General features: G+C 66.2%; 17 protein-coding genes. 8 read left to right on the top strand and 9 right to left on the bottom strand.

The window, feature by feature from the left end:
* Nucleotides 1-30 precede the first annotated feature (30 nt).
* Genes JWQ24_RS04665 through JWQ24_RS04675 form a run of 3 tightly spaced genes read right to left on the bottom strand, consistent with a single transcriptional unit; the run spans nt 31 to nt 4,792 of the window.
* Nucleotides 31-2,844 (bottom strand): DUF4159 domain-containing protein, encoded by a 2,814-nt coding sequence (locus JWQ24_RS04665; protein ID WP_299805046.1) that lies wholly within the window; start codon nt 2,842-2,844, stop codon nt 31-33.
* Nucleotides 2,844-3,788, bottom strand: coding sequence for a DUF58 domain-containing protein (locus JWQ24_RS04670; protein ID WP_299804967.1), 945 nt, complete (start codon nt 3,786-3,788; stop codon nt 2,844-2,846). The genes JWQ24_RS04665 and JWQ24_RS04670 overlap by 1 nt, the downstream gene beginning before the upstream one ends.
* Entirely contained in the window at nt 3,788-4,792 is a 1,005-nt protein-coding gene (locus JWQ24_RS04675) for a MoxR family ATPase (RefSeq protein ID WP_299804969.1), read from the bottom strand. Before JWQ24_RS04675 ends, JWQ24_RS04670 begins: the two co-directional genes overlap by 1 nt.
* 230 nt (nt 4,793-5,022) lie before the next feature.
* Here JWQ24_RS04675 and JWQ24_RS04680 point away from each other — a divergent pair, with 230 nt between their 5' ends.
* Genes JWQ24_RS04680 through JWQ24_RS04695 form a run of 4 tightly spaced genes read left to right on the top strand, consistent with a single transcriptional unit; the run spans nt 5,023 to nt 7,830 of the window.
* The gene (locus JWQ24_RS04680) at nt 5,023-5,643 is read left to right on the top strand and encodes a DUF1285 domain-containing protein (RefSeq protein ID WP_299804972.1); all 621 of its coding nucleotides are present in this window, start codon (nt 5,023-5,025) and stop codon (nt 5,641-5,643) included.
* Nucleotides 5,640-6,317 (top strand): CoA pyrophosphatase, encoded by a 678-nt coding sequence (locus JWQ24_RS04685; RefSeq protein ID WP_299804974.1) that lies wholly within the window; start codon nt 5,640-5,642, stop codon nt 6,315-6,317. Before JWQ24_RS04680 ends, JWQ24_RS04685 begins: the two co-directional genes overlap by 4 nt.
* Complete coding sequence (locus JWQ24_RS04690) at nt 6,314-6,577, top strand: DUF6111 family protein (RefSeq protein WP_299804976.1); 264 nt, start codon at nt 6,314-6,316, stop codon at nt 6,575-6,577. Before JWQ24_RS04685 ends, JWQ24_RS04690 begins: the two co-directional genes overlap by 4 nt.
* Nucleotides 6,574-7,830: a CCA tRNA nucleotidyltransferase gene (locus JWQ24_RS04695; RefSeq protein ID WP_299804978.1), complete on the top strand. Its 1,257-nt coding sequence runs from the start codon at nt 6,574-6,576 to the stop codon at nt 7,828-7,830. Before JWQ24_RS04690 ends, JWQ24_RS04695 begins: the two co-directional genes overlap by 4 nt.
* An 88-nt stretch (nt 7,831-7,918) precedes the next feature.
* Here JWQ24_RS04695 and JWQ24_RS04700 read toward each other — a convergent pair whose 3' ends face one another.
* From JWQ24_RS04700 to queE, 4 genes are all read right to left on the bottom strand, one after another.
* Entirely contained in the window at nt 7,919-8,125 is a 207-nt protein-coding gene (locus JWQ24_RS04700) for a DUF2158 domain-containing protein (RefSeq protein WP_299804980.1), read from the bottom strand.
* A gap of 100 nt (nt 8,126-8,225) precedes the next feature.
* Nucleotides 8,226-8,951, bottom strand: coding sequence for an aspartate/glutamate racemase family protein (locus JWQ24_RS04705; protein ID WP_299804983.1), 726 nt, complete (start codon nt 8,949-8,951; stop codon nt 8,226-8,228).
* A gap of 80 nt (nt 8,952-9,031) precedes the next feature.
* The gene (locus tag JWQ24_RS04710) at nt 9,032-9,397 is read right to left on the bottom strand and encodes a 6-carboxytetrahydropterin synthase (RefSeq protein ID WP_299804988.1); all 366 of its coding nucleotides are present in this window, start codon (nt 9,395-9,397) and stop codon (nt 9,032-9,034) included.
* Between the two features lie 28 nt (nt 9,398-9,425).
* A complete protein-coding gene (queE, locus tag JWQ24_RS04715) occupies nt 9,426-10,058 on the bottom strand; it encodes a 7-carboxy-7-deazaguanine synthase (protein WP_299804990.1) in 633 nt (210 codons plus the stop codon).
* Between the two features lie 183 nt (nt 10,059-10,241).
* Between queE and JWQ24_RS04720 the strand changes: the two genes are divergently transcribed.
* Both JWQ24_RS04720 and JWQ24_RS04725 read left to right on the top strand, forming a co-directional pair.
* Entirely contained in the window at nt 10,242-10,763 is a 522-nt protein-coding gene (locus JWQ24_RS04720; protein WP_299804992.1) for a hypothetical protein, read from the top strand.
* Between the two features lie 176 nt (nt 10,764-10,939).
* Entirely contained in the window at nt 10,940-11,656 is a 717-nt protein-coding gene (locus JWQ24_RS04725; RefSeq protein WP_299804994.1) for a Crp/Fnr family transcriptional regulator, read from the top strand.
* A 24-nt stretch (nt 11,657-11,680) separates the two neighbouring features.
* Here JWQ24_RS04725 and JWQ24_RS04730 read toward each other — a convergent pair whose 3' ends face one another.
* On the bottom strand, nt 11,681-13,843 hold the full coding sequence (locus tag JWQ24_RS04730) for a PAS domain-containing sensor histidine kinase (protein WP_299804996.1): 2,163 nt from the start codon (nt 13,841-13,843) through the stop codon (nt 11,681-11,683).
* A 302-nt stretch (nt 13,844-14,145) separates the two neighbouring features.
* The gene (locus JWQ24_RS04735; RefSeq protein WP_299804999.1) at nt 14,146-14,592 is read right to left on the bottom strand and encodes a tRNA (cytidine(34)-2'-O)-methyltransferase; all 447 of its coding nucleotides are present in this window, start codon (nt 14,590-14,592) and stop codon (nt 14,146-14,148) included.
* Nucleotides 14,593-14,974: 382 nt separating this feature from the next.
* On the opposite strand from JWQ24_RS04735, the gene petA reads away from it, so the two are divergent.
* Entirely contained in the window at nt 14,975-15,502 is a 528-nt protein-coding gene (gene petA / locus JWQ24_RS04740) for a ubiquinol-cytochrome c reductase iron-sulfur subunit (RefSeq protein WP_299805002.1), read from the top strand.
* Between the two features lie 71 nt (nt 15,503-15,573).
* Nucleotides 15,574-17,643: a cytochrome c1 gene (locus JWQ24_RS04745; RefSeq protein ID WP_299805004.1), complete on the top strand. Its 2,070-nt coding sequence runs from the start codon at nt 15,574-15,576 to the stop codon at nt 17,641-17,643.
* The last annotated feature ends 8 nt before the right edge of the window (nt 17,644-17,651 follow it).

Raw genomic sequence — 17,651 nt, forward strand, 5'->3', positions numbered from 1 at the left:
GACGGCTGATGGTGTTGTGGCCTGCCATCATCACTGCCCCAGCCGTTCGATCAGCGCGGGCGCGTGGACCTGGTCGGCCTTGTAGTTGCCGGTCAGCGTGTACATCACGATGTTGACGCCGGCGCGGAAGGCGAATTCGCGCTGGCGCGGTTCGCCGGGCACCAGCGGCAGCATCGGCTGGCCGTCCGGGCGCAGCGCCCAGGCGCCGGCCAGATCGTTCGAGGTGATGATGATCGGCGACACGCCGTCGCCGCCGCGCGCCGGGCGGGAGGCGGCGTCGTCGCCGTCGTCGCGCGGCAGCGTTTCGACCCAGGTAGGTCCCGAGTTGAAGCGGCCGGGGAAGTCGCGCAGCAGGAAGAACGTCTTGGTCAGCACGTGCTCGCGCGGCACCGGCTCGAGTTCCGGCACGTCGAGCGACGACAGGATGTTGCGCAACGTCAGCATCCCCGGCGTCTGCGACTCGCCGTTTGGTCCGGGCGGCGCCTCGATAGCGTCGCGGGTGTCGAACAATACCGTGCCGCCTTGTTTCATATAGGCGTCGACGCGGTTCAGCGCGTCCTGCGACGGCTTGGCGGAGCCCGGAATCACCGGCCAGTAGATCAGCGGGAAGAAGGCGAGTTCATCGCGCGCGGGATCGATGCCGACCGGCTCGCCGGCTTCCAGCGCGGTGCGCTGCGCCAGGAACAGCGTCAGGCCGGTCATGCCGGCCTTGACGATGGAATCGACGTCGGCATTGCCTGTGATCACGTAGGCCAGCCGCGTCTGCGACACCGCCTTGATGGCGAAGTCGTCGGAGGCGGCATCGGCGCGTGCCGGCGAATACGAACCCATCACGGTCGACAGCGCCAGCATCACGGCGAGCGCCGCCGGCACGGTGCGACGGCGCAGCAGCGCGGCAATGCCACCGCCGAGCATCGCCACGATGATCGCGTCGATCAGGAACAGCAGCAATGCGGTGGACAGCAGGATGCCGCGAAGGTCGTGCGGTTCGGCGGATGTGTAGCTGGCGTGGCGCGCCTTCAGCGCTGACGTATCGAGCGGCGCGATGCGGTCGGCGCTGGCCAGCGCGTTGACGGCAAGCGGGCCGTCGGCGGGGCCGTAGAAGCCGGGCGGATGGTCGAGGCTGGCGCGGTCGCGGAAATCCGCGGGCAAGGGCTTGGCGGTCGAAGGCGGCGGGCCGAACGCACCGAAGCCATCGAGCGTGCGCAATGGCGCCACGCTCTCGCTGCCGGTCTCGCCGGCGACGCCTGCGCCGGGCGTCGAGGTGTAGCCGGACATGTCGACGATCCGGCGCAGCATCTCGACGAAGGTGCCGGACAAAGGCAGGTCGGACCAGCGCATGTCGGCGCTGACATGGAACAGCGCGACCATGCCCTTGCCACGGCGCTCACCGGTGACCAGCGGCGTGCCGTCGACCAGCGAGGCCCAGGTCTTGTTGGCGAGCGCGGCGTCGGGCTCGGCCAGCACCTGGCGGTTGACGGTGATGTCCTTGGGCACAGCCAGGCCGGCGAACGGCCCGTCGGCGGTGAACGACGCCAGATGCTGTGGCTTCTCCCAGGTGAGGCTGCCGCCGAGGCTGCGGCCGCCGCGGCGCAGCTTCACCGGCACCAGATCGTCGTCGGCTTGCGCGAGCCGCGGTCCGGCAAAGCGCACGAGAACGCCGCCCTGATCGATCCAGCCATTAATGCGTTCGCGGATTTCAGGCGACAGCGTGCCGACATCGGCCAGCACGATCATCGGCAGCTTCTGGTCGAGGAATTGCGTGATCGCCTGCTGCGGCGCGCCGCGGTCGCCGAGCCGGACATCGGCGAACGGCGCCAGTGCGCGGGTGAGGTAGAAAGTCGAGGCGAGCAACGGCTGCGCGGTGTCGCTTGTTGCGCCCGAGACGATGCCGATGGCGCGGCGGCGCCAGCGCTTGTCGAGCAGTTGCACCGCGCCGGCCGAGCGTTCGCCGGAGATTTCGAGGCGGGCGATGTCGTTGCGCAATTCCACCGGCAGGTCGAACGAAGCTTCGGTCTCGCGGTCGTTCAGCGCGAAGGAGAACGGCGCCTCGCCGATCGGTGAGCCCTTCTGGTCTAGCCCGCGCACCACGCCGGCATCGAGCCCGCCGCCATGCGCGCGCAGCACCTTCACGGTCATCTTGGCTGCGGCATTTTCCGCCGCGACCAGCGCATGCGCCGGCACCGCGCCGCCGTCATAGATCGTCAGCACGCGCTCGCCGATGGTCTTGCCGAGTGCTTGCGTGAATTCGGTGCCGCGTCCGGTATCGACGCCGTCGGACAGCCACACCAGTTCGCTGTCGCCGGTGGCCTTCAGGAAACGCTCCAGCGCCGGCAGCGTTTCGACGCGCTCGACCGCATAGGGCTTCGGCGACAACTGGCGCAAGGCGACGCGTGCGGTGCCGGACGGCAGCAGCGTGATGTCACGGGCAGGCTCCGACAGCGGCACCAGAGCGACGCCGCGGCGATCGCTGTCGGCATTGGCAATCAGTTCGTCGGCGGCCTTGATACGGGCGTCCCAGGAGGAGGCGGCCGACCAGCCGTCGTCGAGCAGGATCACCAGCGGCGCCTTGCTGGAGGTCGTGCCGGTCTGCGGATTCCAGATCGGGCCGGCAGCGGCGAAAATGATCAGGGCGGCGGCGAGCAGGCGGAGCAGCGTCAGCCACCACGGCGAGCGCGACGGGGTTTCTTCCTTCGGCGCGATCTCGAACAGCAGGCGGGTCGGCGGAAACGCGACGCGCTGCGGCCGCGGCGGCATCACCCGCAGCATCCACCACAGCACCGGCAGGCTGAGCAGGCCGAGCAACAGCAGCGGTTCGGCGAAAGCGAGCGGAAGGGCTGCTATCATGCGGATCGTCCTGCCTTGACCATGATGCCGCCGCCGGCTGCCTTGTTGACCGCCATGCCGCTATGCAGGAACAGCAGCAGCTCGGCGGCAGAGCGCGTGGTGGTATGCGTCGAGAACAGCCAGCCGAGCTTGCCGGTCGTGGCGCGGATTTCGTCGCGATGTGCGGCGACGCGGGCGATGTAGTCGGTCGCCCATTTTTCGGCGCGGCCGGCGGTGATCACATTGCCGCTCTCCGGCTCGATGAATTCGACGCGGCCGGAATAGGGAAAGCTCTCTTCCGCGGGATCGACGATCTGCACCAGCGTGCCATGCGCGCCGTTCGACGACAGGCCGGCCAGCATGGTCTTGATGTCGGATATAGGCGACCAGAAATCGCCGAGCACCACGATCTCCGCCAGCGCCGCCGGCACGAAGTTCGGCGGCAGGCTGTCGCGGGTCGCGGTGTCGTGCAGCATCGCTTGGGCCATCTTGTCGATGACGTTGCGGCTCGAGGTCGGATTGATCAGGCCGGGTACGCCGACGCGTTCGCCGCCGGCGACCAAGAGTTCGGCCAGCGCGAAGGTGACGATCAACGCGCGCTCCAGCTTGCTGTTCAGCACGCCCTTCGAGGCAAAGGCCATCGACAGCGAACGGTCCGGCCACAGCCACACGGTGTGCGCGGCCTCCCATTCCTGCTCGCGGACATAAAGATGGTCGTCGCGCGCCGAGCGCCGCCAGTCGACATTCTGCGAAGGCTCGCCAGAGACGAAGCGACGGTACTGCCAGAAGCTCTCGCCGTGGCCGGCGCGGCGACGGCCGTGCAGGCCGTGGATCACGGTGGCAGAGATGCGCCGGGCTTCCAGCACGAGTCGCGGCAATGACGCCGCAAGCGAACGGCTTTCACCATCGGCGCGGCGGACTGCGAGGATCTCCTGCGTGGCGTGGTCCGGCAATGCCGCCATCAACCGATCCGCGATTTGAGTTGACGGATCACGTCGGGAATCGTGCGGCCTTCGGCGCGGGCCGTGAAGGTCAGCGCCATGCGGTGCTTGAGGATCGGCTCGGCCAGATCCAGCACGTCGTCGATCGACGGCGCAAGGCGGCCGTCGAGCAGCGCCTTGGCGCGCACCGCGAGCATCAGGGATTGGCTGGCGCGCGGGCCGGGACCCCAGGCGATCAGCTTGCTGACGTCGCCGGCATCCGGTCCCGGACGCGCCGAGCGCACCAGGGTCAGGATCGCCTCGACGACACTGTCGCCGACCGGCAGCCGGCGGACCAGCCGCTGTGCGGTGACCAGCACGTCCGAGGTGATCGCGGCTTTTGCGATGGTCTCGTCGGCGCCGGTGGTCTCGAACAGGATGCGGCGTTCGGCGTCGCGGTCGGGGTAATCGACGTCGATTTCCATCAGGAAGCGATCGAGCTGCGCTTCCGGCAGCGGGTAGGTGCCTTCCTGCTCCAGCGGATTCTGCGTTGCCAGCACATGGAACGGCTTCGGCAAGTCATGCCGCGCGCCGGCCACCGTGATGTGCTGCTCCTGCATCGCCTGCAGCAGCGCCGATTGCGTGCGGGGGCTGGCGCGGTTGATTTCGTCGGCCATCAGCAACTGCGCGAAGACGGGGCCGGCGATGAAGCGGAACGAGCGGCGGCCAGCGACGCTCTCGTCGAGCACTTCGGCGCCGAGAATGTCGGAGGGCATCAGATCGGGCGTGAACTGGATGCGCTTGGCGTCAAGACCGAGCGTGGTGCCCAGCGTTTCCACCAGCTTGGTCTTGGCGAGGCCGGGGACGCCGATCAGCAGCGCATGGCCGCCGGACAGGATCGTCACCAGCGTGTTCTCGATCACCTTGTCCTGGCCGAAGATGACGGTGGAAATCGCCTGCTTGGCGGTGAGCATCTGGCCCGCGACCTGTTCGGCCGAGCGGACGATCACGTCTTCGAGTTTCTCGACACTGTCTGCGCCAGCCATCCATCGCTCCTTCGGGTGATCGCCTGTCGGCGTCGTCTTGCCATGAACCTCATGCTAATCTCTCAGCGAAGGTCATGGTTTTGCTGAATTAAACTATCCCCACATTATCCGGCGGCAGTTATGCACCGCATCACGTTGTGGCGAGTTGGGTTAATGTAAAACACGATGTTTCGACTTTCACCGACTAGCACCAATCGTGCCAGATCGATGCGACAACCTCAGGGATAACCATGGCGAAGCAAGGGCAGGGCGCGCAAGGCCAGATCGCCACCAGCGGCCTCGAAGGGCTGACCACGGCGGCGACGCAGGCAGCCGGCGGTAAAGTCCGGGGCCTGCCGCCGGTGCATCTGTGGAATCCGCCGTTCTGCGGCGATCTCGACATGCGCATCGCCTCCGACGGCACCTGGTACTATCTGGGCTCGCCGATCGGCCGCGTGGCCCTGGTGCGGCTGTTCTCGACCATCCTGAAGCGCGAAGACGGCAAGCACTTTCTTGTGACTCCGGTGGAGAAGGTTGGCATTACCGTCGATGACGCGCCGTTCCTGGCGGTGGAGATGGAGAAGCAGTCCGACGAGCGCGGCCCGCGCTTGCGTTTTCGTACCAATGTCGATGATTTCGTGGATTGTGACGCCGGGCACCGGCTGCGTTTCGAGACCGCCGACGACGGCGGCCTGATGCCCTATCTGCACGTTCGCGGCGACCTGTGGGCCAAGGTGACGCGCGCGCTCTATTACGATCTGGTTGACATCGGCGAGGAGCGGGTGGTCGATGGCAGGCCGATGTTCGGCATTGCTTCCGCCGGGGAATTCTTCGCCATGGCGGACGCGGAGCAGATGAGGGAAGCGCCTTGAACGGACCGATGTTGAAGACCGACGCTGCACCCGCGGAGATCGGTTCATCGGAGTTCTTCGCCCGCGCCCGCGCCCGGCTGAATTTCGACGTGCCGAACGGTCTCACCGACGCCAGCATGGTGCCGCTCTCCGGTGACGCCGGCAACGACCGCATGCTGCAGATTATTGCTGCGGAGCAGCCGATCCGCCCCGCAGCGGTGCTGATCGCGGTGGTCGAGCACGAACAGCCGACTATCCTGCTGACCCAGCGCGCAACGCATCTCAGGGACCATGCCGGACAGGTTTCATTTCCGGGCGGCAAGATCGACGCGACCGATGCTTCGCCGCTCGATGCGGCTCTGCGCGAGGCCGAAGAGGAGGTCGGGCTGGACCGCTCTTTCGTCGAACCGATCGGCTATCTCGATCTGTACGGCACCGCGTTCGGTTTCCGCATTCTGCCGACGGTGGCGCGGGTGAAGCCCGGCTTCCAACTGAAGATCAACGAGAACGAGGTGGAGAGCGCTTTCGAGGTGCCGCTGGCGTTTCTGATGGACCCGGTCAATCACCAGATCCACAGCAAGGAATTCCGCGGCATGGAACGTTCTTATTACGCGATGCCGTTTGCCGAACGCTACATCTGGGGCGCGACCGCGGGCATCCTGCGCGTGCTGTATGAACGGATTTGCCTGAAATGATCCGTCCGCTTTTTACCGAACTCGGCATCTTCCTGATTCCGTTCGCCGTCTATGCGTTGTTTCTGATCGTCAGCCAAAACGGCGTGACGCTGAAGTCGTCGTGGCCGATCCGCGTGGTCGGTCCGCTGGCCTTCGTCGCTTTGCTGCTGGTGGCGCTCAGCCTGGTGTTGCTGGCGCAGTTCTCCGGCGCGCCGCCGGATTCGACCTACGTTCCTGCGCATATCGAGAACGGCCGGCTGGTGCCAGGGGTCGAAAAATGAACGCGGTGCGGATGTTGCACGATGCGCCGTGGCTGACCTCGGGGGCTGCGGCCACGGTGCTGGCGCTGCTCAACGGCAACGGCGAGGAGGCCCGCGTCATCGGCGGCGCCGTGCGCAATGCCTTGATGCGCTTGCCGCCAGGCGATCTCGATATCGCCACCACCGCTTTGCCTGAGGAAGTCGTGCGCCGCGCCAGGGCCGCCGGCATCAAATGCGTGCCGACCGGGCTCGAGCACGGCACGGTGACGTTGGTGGTCGACGGCCAGCCGTTCGAGGTCACGACCTTGCGCGAGGACGTCGAGACCTTCGGTCGCAAGGCGAAGGTGGCGTTCGGCCGCGACTGGCAGCGCGACGCGCAACGTCGCGATTTCACGATCAACGGCCTGTCGGTGTCATCCGACGGCGTGGTGCATGACCACGTCGACGGGCTGATCGATATCGAACATCGCCGTGTCCGCTTCATCGGCGATCCCGACCGCCGTATCGCCGAAGACTATCTGCGCATCCTGCGGTTCTTCCGCATCCACGCCGCCTACGGCAAAGGCGCGCCGGATCGCGAGGGCTGGCTCGCCTGCATCCGTGGCCGCGGCGGCCTCGCCGGGCTGTCGGCGGAGCGCGTGAGGATGGAGATGCTGAAGCTGCTGGTCGCCGACGGCGCGTTGACCGCGGTGCAGGCGATGATCGATGGCGGGTTGCTGCTGCAGGTGTTCGGCGGCGTGACCTATGCGGGGACATTGGCGGCGATGATCGCGGCGGAAGCCAGGCTTTCGCGCGCGCCCGATCCGATGCTGCGGCTGGCGGCGCTTGGCGTCGCGGTGACGGAAGACGCCAGGCGGCTGGCGCAGCGGCTGCGGCTCACCAATGCGGAGGCGAAGGCGCTGGACTCGATGGGCCATCGCTGGTGGCGCCTCAAGGGCATGGACGATTCCACCGCGCGCCGGCGGCTGTATCGGCTCGGCGAAGCGCGCTACCGCGACCGGATGATGCTGGCCTGGGCGCGCGCCGGGCAGGGCGCCGATGATGCGATGTGGAAGACACTGGTAACGCTGCCGGACCGCTGGAAGGCGCCGGCGTTTCCGCTCAAGGCCGCGGACTTCATGGCCCGGGGCGTCGCCAAGGGGCCTGGCCTCGGCCGCGTCATCGCGCTGGCGGAAGACGCCTGGCTGGCGCAGGATTTCCCGCTGGAGATCGACGTGCTGACCGTGATCGCCGACCAGACCGTGGCGCGTTTCGCGCGGGATCACACGCTGTAGCGCCTGTTTTTGTGCCGGACATGATTCCAGAAAAAAAGCCGCCGGGTGATCACACCCGGCGGCTTTGATTTTACGACTTCGCCCTCAATCAGGCAGCGTCGTCTTCGTCTTCATCTTCTTCGTCGTCCGAGGCCAGCAGCGCCAGTTCGAGCACCGACAGCGGCAGGGTCTCGCGGAACAGGTCGCCTTCGTCGCCCATCCACACGCAAACGACCGAGCTGCCGTTGACTTCGGCAACGGTCATCGGATGACCGCCTGATTTCAGCATGGCGACGTCGCCGGATTTCAATTCCATGATCTTGTCCTTCAAGTTTGCAAGGGGTTTGACGCCGCCGAGGTCATACCGGCCCGTGATGACAGGCCGAACACAGAGACGATGTCGCGAAGGTCGGCTTCTACGCCCCTCGGAGCGATTTAGCGAGATCGCTTCCCAGCCCCACACTGTTTATTGCGGGCGGATTTTCGCGCGTGAAGGGCGCGGCCGCCGCAGCGATCGCGGCACGGGTGCCGACCTCGACGGAACACAGCACCGGCACCGGTACATTCGGCTGGATGCGCGAGGCGAGGCCGGCCAGGGCGGCGCCGCCGAGGATCACGACATCGGCGCCGTCCTGCGTGGCAACGGCGGTGCAGGCCGCCGCCAGTTGCGCCAGAGCGGCGTCGGGATTTTCCGCGATCGCGCCGCCGGTCGGCGCGATCGTGCGCACGGCGGCCAGCCGGTCGGAGAGGCCGATGAGGCCGACGAACTCCGTCAGCATCGGTTGCCACAGTGCGCCGCCGGTGACGATGGCGAAGCGACGGCCGACCCGGCAGGCCTCCAGACATGACGCTTCGGCCATGCCGACCACCGGCACCGGCGAGAGTTCGCGCAAGCCAAGCAACCCGGGATCGCCAAAACAGGCGAGATAGACTGCGTCGCAGCCCTCGACATGCCGCGCCAGTGCATCCAGCGCGGCATGGCCGGCGATCGCGGCCGACGCCCGGCTTGAAATGTAGCGCGCGCCGAACGCGCCGGTGACCGGCACAAAGTCGGCGACGTCGCCGGCGATGGCCGTGACATGCCGCGCTACCAGCGCGGTGACGGCCTCTGTGGTGTTCGGATTGATCAGCAGGATGCGCAAGCGGCGGGCTCTCGTGGGACGGCCCAGCCTACCTGCCGCGTCATGAAGCGCCAGCGGCAATCCTGCCGCCTTGTGCGGCTTTATGCCTGCGGGCCGAAATAGGTGCAGCTCTCGTTGCAGCTGTCGCGGAACACGCCGACGCGCACCAGTTGGTCGGCGTGCGCCACGCGTTCCCAGATGAAGCGGGAGAGGTTTTCCAGCGTCGGCGCGCCGAGGGCCGCGATGTTGTTGAGGTATTTGTGGTCGAGCATTTTCTGCACCTCCGCCATCTGGCGGTCGAGCAGGCCGAGGTCGAGCACCATGCCGGTGGCCGGATCCGGCGTGCCGCGGATCGTCACCTCGGCGCGAAATGAATGGCCGTGAATTTCCTGGCTGGCGTCGCCCAGCGTCGTGCCGGGCAGCGCATGAGCCGCCTCGAAGCGAAACGATTTCGTCAATTCCCACATGGCAAGTCGTCGTCCTGGAAGTCAGTATTTATCGAATACCCAGCGTCTTGTGCGTCTGCACGCTCAGCCGCCATTGCGGATGGCGCAGGCAGTAATCCACCGCCTGCGCGGTGTTCTGCAGCGCGTTCGGGCCGTCCATCGGCTGCAGCGAATAGCGCTCGAACGGCAGCCCCGCGAACTTCTCCGGCATCGCCTGCGGCTGCGGATAGACCAGCTTCAACTCATGGCCGCCGGGCACCGCCAGTTCCGCGCCGGCTTTCGGGCTGACGCAGAGCCAGTCGATGCCGTCGGGCGGAATCACCGTGCCATTGGTCTCCACGCCGATGCTGAAGCCGTGGCCATGCAGCGCCTCGACCAGCGCCGCATCGACCTGCAGCAGCGGCTCGCCGCCTGTCAGCACCACGTAGCGGTTGTCTGCAGGCCCCACCCATTGCGCGGCGATGGTTTCTGCCAGTCCGTCGGCAGTGGCGTAACGGCCGCCCAGCGTGCCGTCCATGCCGACAAAATCGGTGTCGCAGAACTGACACGTTGCGGCAGGGCGGTCCTGCTCGCGCCCTGTCCACAGGTTGCAGCCTGTGAACCGGCAGAACACCGACGCGCGCCCGGCATGGGCGCCTTCGCCCTGCAACGTCAGGAATATCTCTTTTACCGCGTAACTCACCGCACCCACTCATCGATTGGCGCACGGTCTAGCGCAGCCGCGCACGCAATGCCATCGCCACGGCGGCCCTGAGGCGCGCTCTCGATTTCGTGATAGCTAAACCGATTGCACTGCCCCGCCGCGCAGCCCAAAGGTCGGTCTGGTCAACTTGTCGCAGGCACCATGACACCCCCGCAACCGCCTATGGTCACAACTACCGCCCCGCCCGCCGCCCGGGCGTGCGGCAGTTGTACGATGTGCTGCAAGGTCTACCGCATCGACGACCTCGCCAAGCCGGAGGGAAAATGGTGCCTGCATTGCGCGATCGGCTCGGGCTGCAAGATCTATGACACCCGCCCGCAGCAATGCCGCGACTTCGATTGCGTCTGGGTTCAGGGCGAGGACCTGCCGGCCTCGTGGAAGCCGGAACTGTCAAAGATCGTGTTCTCGGTGTGGCCGGCGACCGGCTTCATCTACGGCCAGGTCGATCCGAAATCGCCCTACGCCTGGCAGAAGGAGCCGTTTCTGTCGGGGATGCGGAAATGGTCGGAGCAATTGCTAGAGCAACGCCGCCATCTGCTGATCTTCATCGGCAGCGACGCCACGCTGATCATGCCGACCGGACCGGTGCCGATCGGGCCGATGTCGCCGGCCGACGGCTTTGTCATCCGCGAGACCTTCAATGCGCGCGGCAAGCATTACACCGCCGAGCGCGTCGCCCGCTGAACATGTCGCGCAGCGGGCGCAAGGTCGATATTGGCGGCGCCGCGATTTGCGGGCGCCGTCCCGAATTAGGTCGCTTACCGGACATTTGTCGGGTATGGTGCCTTATCACCGCAAGCCCCCCGGCAGTTATCGGTGACAGAGAGTTCCAGTGCTCCCGCCTCTTGCAGGAGAGCACTTTGTCCGAACTCGCAATTTCCGTTCGTGAGCATCCCAATCATCTGCTGGCCGTATTGCCGGGCGAGACGCTGGCGCTGATGCGGTCGCACTTCACCATTCTCACCCTGAAGCAGGGCGCCGTGCTGTATGAAGCCGGCGATGAGGTCGAGCACGTCTACTTCCCGCACAGCGGCATGGTGTCGGTACTGGCGGTGATGCAGAACGGCAAGGCGATAGAGACCGCCACTATCGGTCGCGAAGGCGTGGTCGGCGCGATGGCCGGGCTTGGGCTCTACACTTCGATGGTGCGCGCCGTCGTGCAGCTCCCGATGACCGTCAGCCGGATCAGTGCCGCACGGTTTCGCCATGTCGTCGCGCTCAGCAAGAGCGTCGAGAATATCTGTATCCGCTACAATGAAGTGCTGCTGACGCAGGCCCGCCTCACCGCGGCGTGCAACGCGCTGCACCCCGTCGACGCCCGGTTCTGCCGCTGGCTGCTGCAATCGGCCGACCGTGCCGAGAGCGCTACCTTGCCGCTGACGCAGGAGTTGCTGTCCGAAATGCTCGGCGTGCGACGGACTTCGGTGACCGACGTCGCCGGCCGGCTGCAAAAGGAGGGGCTGATCTCGTTTTCGCGCGGGGTGATCCAGATACTCGATCGCCCGGCGCTCGAGGCGATGACCTGTGAGTGCTACCAGTCGCTGATCGACCAGTCGGCCATGCTGGGCAGCCCGTAGCTGATGTAAGCCGTCCCGGTCTCGTCAGAGCGATGGCTGCCCGCTCGCCACCGCATCGCCGGCAAGATCGCCGTCAAGTCCAAGCAGCCGCCGCGCCTTTCGCTGCAAATCGTCGTTGCGGAACGGCTTCTGCACGATGCGGTCTTCGCCGACGTTCTGCAAAGCGGTGATGTCGGCATAGCCGGTGACGAACAGGATCGGCAGGCCGGGGCGGCGCTGCATCACCTCGCGCGCGACTTCGGCGCCGTTCATGCCGGGCATTGCGAAATCCAGCACCAACAGGTCGCAATGCGCCTGCGCCTCCAGGAGATCGAGCGCCGCGCCGCCGCTGCCGGCCTCGATCACCGTGCAGCCCATTTCATGCAGCAGCGCCGACGTGATCTCGCGCACCGCGGCATCGTCATCGACCAGCAGCACCAGCCGCGCCGGGCCGGGCAGGCGGCCGACGCTGTCGATCTTTCCGAACGAATGCTCGACCGCCTGCGGCTTGGCGGAGCGCGGCAGATAGACTTTCACCGAGGTGCCCTGGCCTTGCGTGCTGTCGATGCGAACGCCGCCGCCGGATTGCTTGGCGAAGCCGAGCACCTGCGCCAGACCCAGCCCCGATCCCTTGCCGACCGGCTTGGTGGTGAAGAACGGCTCATAGGCCTTCGCCAGCACCTCCGGCGTCATGCCGGTGCCGCTGTCGCTGACCGCGACCATCACATAGTCGCCGGCGGGCGGCGCATCGGGTCGCGTCGGCGCGCCCAGCGTGACATTGCCGGTCTCCACCGTCAGCGCGCCGCCCACCGCCATCGCGTCGCGGGCGTTGATCGCCAGGTTGAGGATCACCAGTTCGATCTGGGTGGCATCGACCAGCGCCGGCCACAGATCCGGCCGCAGCGCTGTCTCCAGCCGCACCGAGCCGCCCATCGAGCTCTCCAGCAGGTCGTGCATGCTGGCGACGGTTTCGTTGAGGTCGAGCGGGCGCGCCTCAAGCCGCTGCCGCCGCGAGAAAGCCAGCAATTGCGCGGTCAGTTTGGCGCCGCGGTCGGCGGCGGATTTCATGTAGCCGAGCCGGTCGCGCGGCTTGCCGGCGATGCCTGACTGGTCGAGCGTGCGCTCGAGGAAGCCGATATTGCCGAGTACGACAGTGAGCAGATTGTTGAAATCATGTGCGACGCCGGCGGTGAGCTGGCCGACCGCTTCCAGCCGTTGCATCTGCTGTAGCGTCGCCTCGACGCGCTCGCGGCCCTCGATCTGCGCCACCAACTGGCGATTGGCGGCGGCGAGTTCGCCGGTGCGCTCCGCTACGCTGGCCTCAAGCCGGTCCGTAAAACCGTGCAGATCGGCGCGGTAGCGCAGTTCGCTCTCGCGAAGGGCGATGTCCGCCCGAATCCGTTCGGTGACGTCGGAGCCTTCGACGAACAGGCCGGTGACGGCGCCCGCGCTGTCGAGGATCGGCTGGTAGATGAAATCGACGTAGCGGTCTTCGGCGGCCGCGTTGCGGTGGCGTTGCAACTGGACCTTGATGCCGGTGCCGACGAACGGCCGGCCGCTGCGGTAGCAGTCTTCAAGGATCTCGAACAATCCCTGGCCCTCGATTTCAGGCACAGCCTGGTGCACCGACCGGCCGATTACTTCGCGGTGCCCGACCAGCCGCAGAAACGCGGCATTGGCGAGGGTGAAGATATGGTCCGGCCCGTCGAGCCGCGCCATGAAGCTCGGCGCCTGCTCGAACATCGCGCGCAGCCGGTCGCCTTCGGCGGCGTTGCGGCGGTCGGCCAGTACGCGCTCGGTGGTGTCGATGACGATGGCGATCACGCCGGCGGGCTTGCCGGTTTCGTCCGGCACCGGCGAATAGTCCAGATTCATCCAGACCTGCTCCGGCACGCCGTTGCGATGCAATGTCAGTTCCTGGTCGCGATAGGCCAGCGTGCCGCCGGCCAGCCCGACCTTCATTATATGGTCGTTGAACCCGGCGGCCTCCGGCCAGCCTTCCTGCACCTTGCTGCCAAGCAGTTGCGGATGCCGGCGGCTGGCGAACACCGCGTAGGCGTCATTGTAGATCATGACGCCGTCGTCGCCCCACAGCATCACCATCGGCACCGCCGAATGCACAACGAGGCCGGTCGCGGTCTTCAGGCTCTGCGGCCAGTCCTCGATCGGGCCGAGCGACGTTGAGGCCCAGTCAAAGGCGCGGATCAACGCACCCGTCTCGCCGCCGTGCTGCAGGAAGTCGGTGTCGGCGGCGGGGGGATGAGGCTGATCGGGCAGGGCAATTCTCCGGCGTGGCGTGTCTGCGACGCCTCAAACGAGCAAATCAATCCGGCGCGATCGTCGCCAACGACGGCGCACCCTAATCCCAAGCAACGTCAGGGCCTGATGAGAGTTCCAAGGGATCGCCGACGCGTGTGCCAGGCGCTTGAGCCTGATGCCGGTGTGGTGAAAATCTGGAGCGCCTTCGCGCCGCCGGGCCGCCCGCTGTGGCGTCTGGTACCACCGTGGTATCAGGCGGTCTGCCGCAGCGCCTCGCCGAGCGCCATCGCGGCTGCCATCGCAATGTTCAGCGAACGCAGATCTTTCCGGATCGGGATTACCACGCGGGCATCGGCGGTGGAGGCGACGTCGTCCGGCACCCCGGCAGATTCCCGGCCGAACAACAGGATGTCGTCCGCGCTGTAGCGGTGCTCAAGATAGGGCACGGCACCCTTGGTGGTGAACAGTACCAGCCGCAGGCCCTGCTCGACCCGCCATTGCGCGAAGTGGCCCCAGGAATCGTGGCGCACGATGTTGACCTGATCGAGATAGTCCATCCCGGAGCGGCGAAAGTGCCGGTCGGAGGTCGGGAATCCCGCGGGTTCGATGATATGGGCCTCGACTTCGAGGCAGGCGCAAAGCCGCAGGATGGTGCCCGTGTTCTGCGGAATATCCGGCTGGTAGAGCGCGAGGCGCATGGGGGGATCTCCGGGGCGGCGTCACCCGCCAGTGACGGCAGCCGATAGCGTCCCCGGGCCTGCGCCGCAAGCCGCGCGGGGCTGCCGAAGCGGTGGCGGGGTGGGTGCGCACGGGCGATCGCCGGCGGCTCCAGATACTCCGCGTGGCGGAAAGCCCGGATTTGATGGTGCATTGCATCCTCCCGGACTCCGACCGGGCTTGCACTACCGCTGCAACGGTGCGAATAGAACGATTCTGGACTGCTTGTTGAGCCTGCAAAGGCTTAAAAGTGAGGTTCTGCCGCCGTGGGGACCGCGGGCGCCGGCAACTATTCTGGGTCGCACGCATGTTGCGTCACCTGGGGCAGGGTCTGGCAGCAAAAATGGGAAAGGGCTTGGAATCGTGACGACAACGTCTTCGGCGGAACACACGCGCCGTGATTTCCTTTTTGTGGCCACGGGGGCCGTGGCAGCCGTGGGAGCCGCCGCCGCCGCGTGGCCGCTGATCTCCCAGATGAACCCGGATGCCTCGACCATCGCGGCCGGTGCGCCGATCGAAGTCGACCTGGCGCCGATCGCCTCGGGACAGGACATCAAGGTGTTCTGGCGCGGCAAGCCGATCTACATCATGAACCGGACCAAGAAGCAGGTCGATGAGGCCCGCGCGGTGCCGACCGCGAGCTTGCCCGATCCGCAGTCCGACCAGTCCCGCGTCAAGGAAGGCCACGACCAGTGGCTCGTCGTGATCGGCATCTGCACCCATCTGGGCTGCATCCCGATCGCCCATGAAGGCAACTACGACGGCTTCTTCTGCCCGTGCCACGGTTCGCAGTACGATTCTTCCGGCCGCATCCGTTCCGGTCCGGCGCCGCTGAACCTGCCCGTGCCGCCTTACGCTTTCGTTTCCGACAGCAAGATCAAGATCGGCTGAGCCGTGGCGAGTCTCTTGAGCCCCGTCCGCAAACTCGCTTGTCCCGTCGCTTCTCTCCTCAGGATCGCATCATGAGCGGACCATCCACCTACCAGCCGACCAACCCCGCCCTGAAGTGGATCGAGCGGCGGTTGCCGATCATCGGCTTGATGCATTCGTCGTTCGTGTCGTATCCGACGCCGCGCAACCTGAACTACTGGTGGACGTTCGGCGGCATCCTGTCCTTCATGCTCGGCGTGCAGATCATCACCGGTGTGATCCTGGCGATGCACTACACGCCGCATGTCGACATGGCGTTCAACTCGGTCGAGAGCATCGTCCGCGACGTCAATTACGGCTGGCTGCTGCGCTACCTGCATTCCAACGGCGCCTCGATGTTCTTTGTCGCGGTCTACATCCACATGGTCCGCGGCCTGTATTACGGGTCGTACAAGGAGCCGCGCGAGGTCCTCTGGATCCTCGGCGTGATCATCTACCTCCTGATGATGGCGACCGGCTTCATGGGTTACGTGCTGCCGTGGGGCCAGATGAGCTTCTGGGGCGCTACCGTCATCACCAACCTGTTCTCCGCCATTCCCTATGTCGGCGACAGCATCGTGACGCTGCTGTGGGGCGGTTACTCGGTAGGTAACCCGACGCTGAACCGCTTCTTCTCGCTGCACTACTTGCTGCCCTTCGTGATCGCCGGCGTCGTCGTGCTGCACGTCTGGGCGCTGCATATCGCCGGCCAGAACAATCCGGCCGGTGTCGAGCCGAAGACCGAGAAGGACGTCGTGCCGTTCACGCCTTACGCGACCATCAAGGATGGTTTCGGCATGGTGTGTTTCATGATCTTCTTCGCCTGGTTCGTGTTCTACGTGCCGAACTACCTCGGCGACCCCGACAACTACATCATGGCGAATCCGGGCGTGACGCCCGCGCACATCGTGCCGGAATGGTATTACCTGCCGTTCTACGCGATCCTGCGCTCGATCCCGAGCAAGCTCGGCGGCGTCATCGCGATGTTCGGCGCCATCGTGGTGCTGGCCTTCCTGCCCTGGCTCGACAACGCCAAGACCCGTTCGTCGCGCTACCGTCCGCTCGCCAAGCAGTTCTTCTGGATGTTCGTCGTGACCTGCATCCTGCTGGGCTGGCTCGGCGGCAAGCCGGCCGAAGGCATCTACACCATCGCTTCACGCATCCTGACCTTCGTCTACTTCGCCTACTTCCTGATCGTGCTGCCGGTTCTCAGCAAGATCGAGAAGCCGCGCGCGGTGCCGAACTCGATCGCCGATGACGTGCTGGCCAAATACGGCAAGAAGGCCGCCTCCGCGATCGTCGCACTGGTGCTGGCCGGCGGCCTGATCGCCGGCGGCGTGCAGAACGCCAAGGCGGCTGACGAGCACGGCGGCACGGTGCCGCCGTCGCAGAGCTGGTCGTTCGCCGGCCCGGTCGGCAAGTTCGATCGCGGTGCCTTGCAGCGCGGCTACAAGGTCTACAAGGAAGTCTGCTCGACCTGCCATTCGATGAACCTGCTGCACTTCCGCAATCTCGCGGATGAAGGCGGTCCCGGATTCACGGCTGCGCAGGCGCAGGCCGTGGCGTCGGACGTCAAGGTTCAGGACGGTCCCAACGATGTTGGCGACATGTTCGATCGTCCCGGCCGGCTCGCCGACCCGTTCCCGAAGCCGTTCCCGAACGAGAACGCGGCCCGCGCAGCCAATGGCGGCGCCTATCCGCCGGATCTGTCGCTGATGGCGAAGGCGCGCAACTACGACCGCGGCTTCCCGCAGTTCGTGTTCGACTTCTTCACCCAGTTCCAGGAGAAGGGCCCGAACTACATCGACGCGCTGCTGCAGGGTTACGTCGATCCGGCGCCGGCTGGTTTCCAGCTGCCGCAGGGCTCGTACTACAACACGTACTTCCCCGGCCACGCCATCAAGATGCCGAAGCCGATCTCCGACGATCAGGTCACCTACGACGATGGCACGCCGCAGAAGGTCGCGAACTACGCCCACGACGTCTCCACCTTCCTGATGTGGACCGCCGAGCCGCACCTCGAAGCGCGCAAGCGTCTCGGCCTGCAGGTGATGGTGTTCCTGATCATCCTGGCGGGCTTGCTGTACTTCACGAAGAAGAAGGTCTGGGCCGACGCGCACTGACAGGCGCA

This window comes from Tardiphaga sp. (assembly GCF_028290495.1).
Lineage (GTDB): Bacteria > Pseudomonadota > Alphaproteobacteria > Rhizobiales > Xanthobacteraceae > Tardiphaga.

Bases quoted from the DNA above. Each gene is read 5' to 3' on its own strand.
- JWQ24_RS04695 (WP_299804978.1), top strand. From the start codon at position 6,574: ATGAACGCGGTGCGGATGTTGCACGATGCGCCGTGGCTGACCTCGGGG.
- JWQ24_RS04745 (WP_299805004.1), top strand. From the start codon at position 15,574: ATGAGCGGACCATCCACCTACCAGCCGACCAACCCCGCCCTGAAGTGG.
- JWQ24_RS04710 (WP_299804988.1), bottom strand. From the start codon at position 9,397: ATGTGGGAATTGACGAAATCGTTTCGCTTCGAGGCGGCTCATGCGCTG.
- JWQ24_RS04675 (WP_299804969.1), bottom strand. From the start codon at position 4,792: ATGGCTGGCGCAGACAGTGTCGAGAAACTCGAAGACGTGATCGTCCGC.
- JWQ24_RS04690 (WP_299804976.1), top strand. From the start codon at position 6,314: ATGATCCGTCCGCTTTTTACCGAACTCGGCATCTTCCTGATTCCGTTC.
- JWQ24_RS04680 (WP_299804972.1), top strand. From the start codon at position 5,023: ATGGCGAAGCAAGGGCAGGGCGCGCAAGGCCAGATCGCCACCAGCGGC.
- JWQ24_RS04700 (WP_299804980.1), bottom strand. From the start codon at position 8,125: ATGGAATTGAAATCCGGCGACGTCGCCATGCTGAAATCAGGCGGTCAT.
- JWQ24_RS04720 (WP_299804992.1), top strand. From the start codon at position 10,242: ATGGTCACAACTACCGCCCCGCCCGCCGCCCGGGCGTGCGGCAGTTGT.
- JWQ24_RS04670 (WP_299804967.1), bottom strand. From the start codon at position 3,788: ATGGCGGCATTGCCGGACCACGCCACGCAGGAGATCCTCGCAGTCCGC.
- JWQ24_RS04735 (WP_299804999.1), bottom strand. From the start codon at position 14,592: ATGCGCCTCGCGCTCTACCAGCCGGATATTCCGCAGAACACGGGCACC.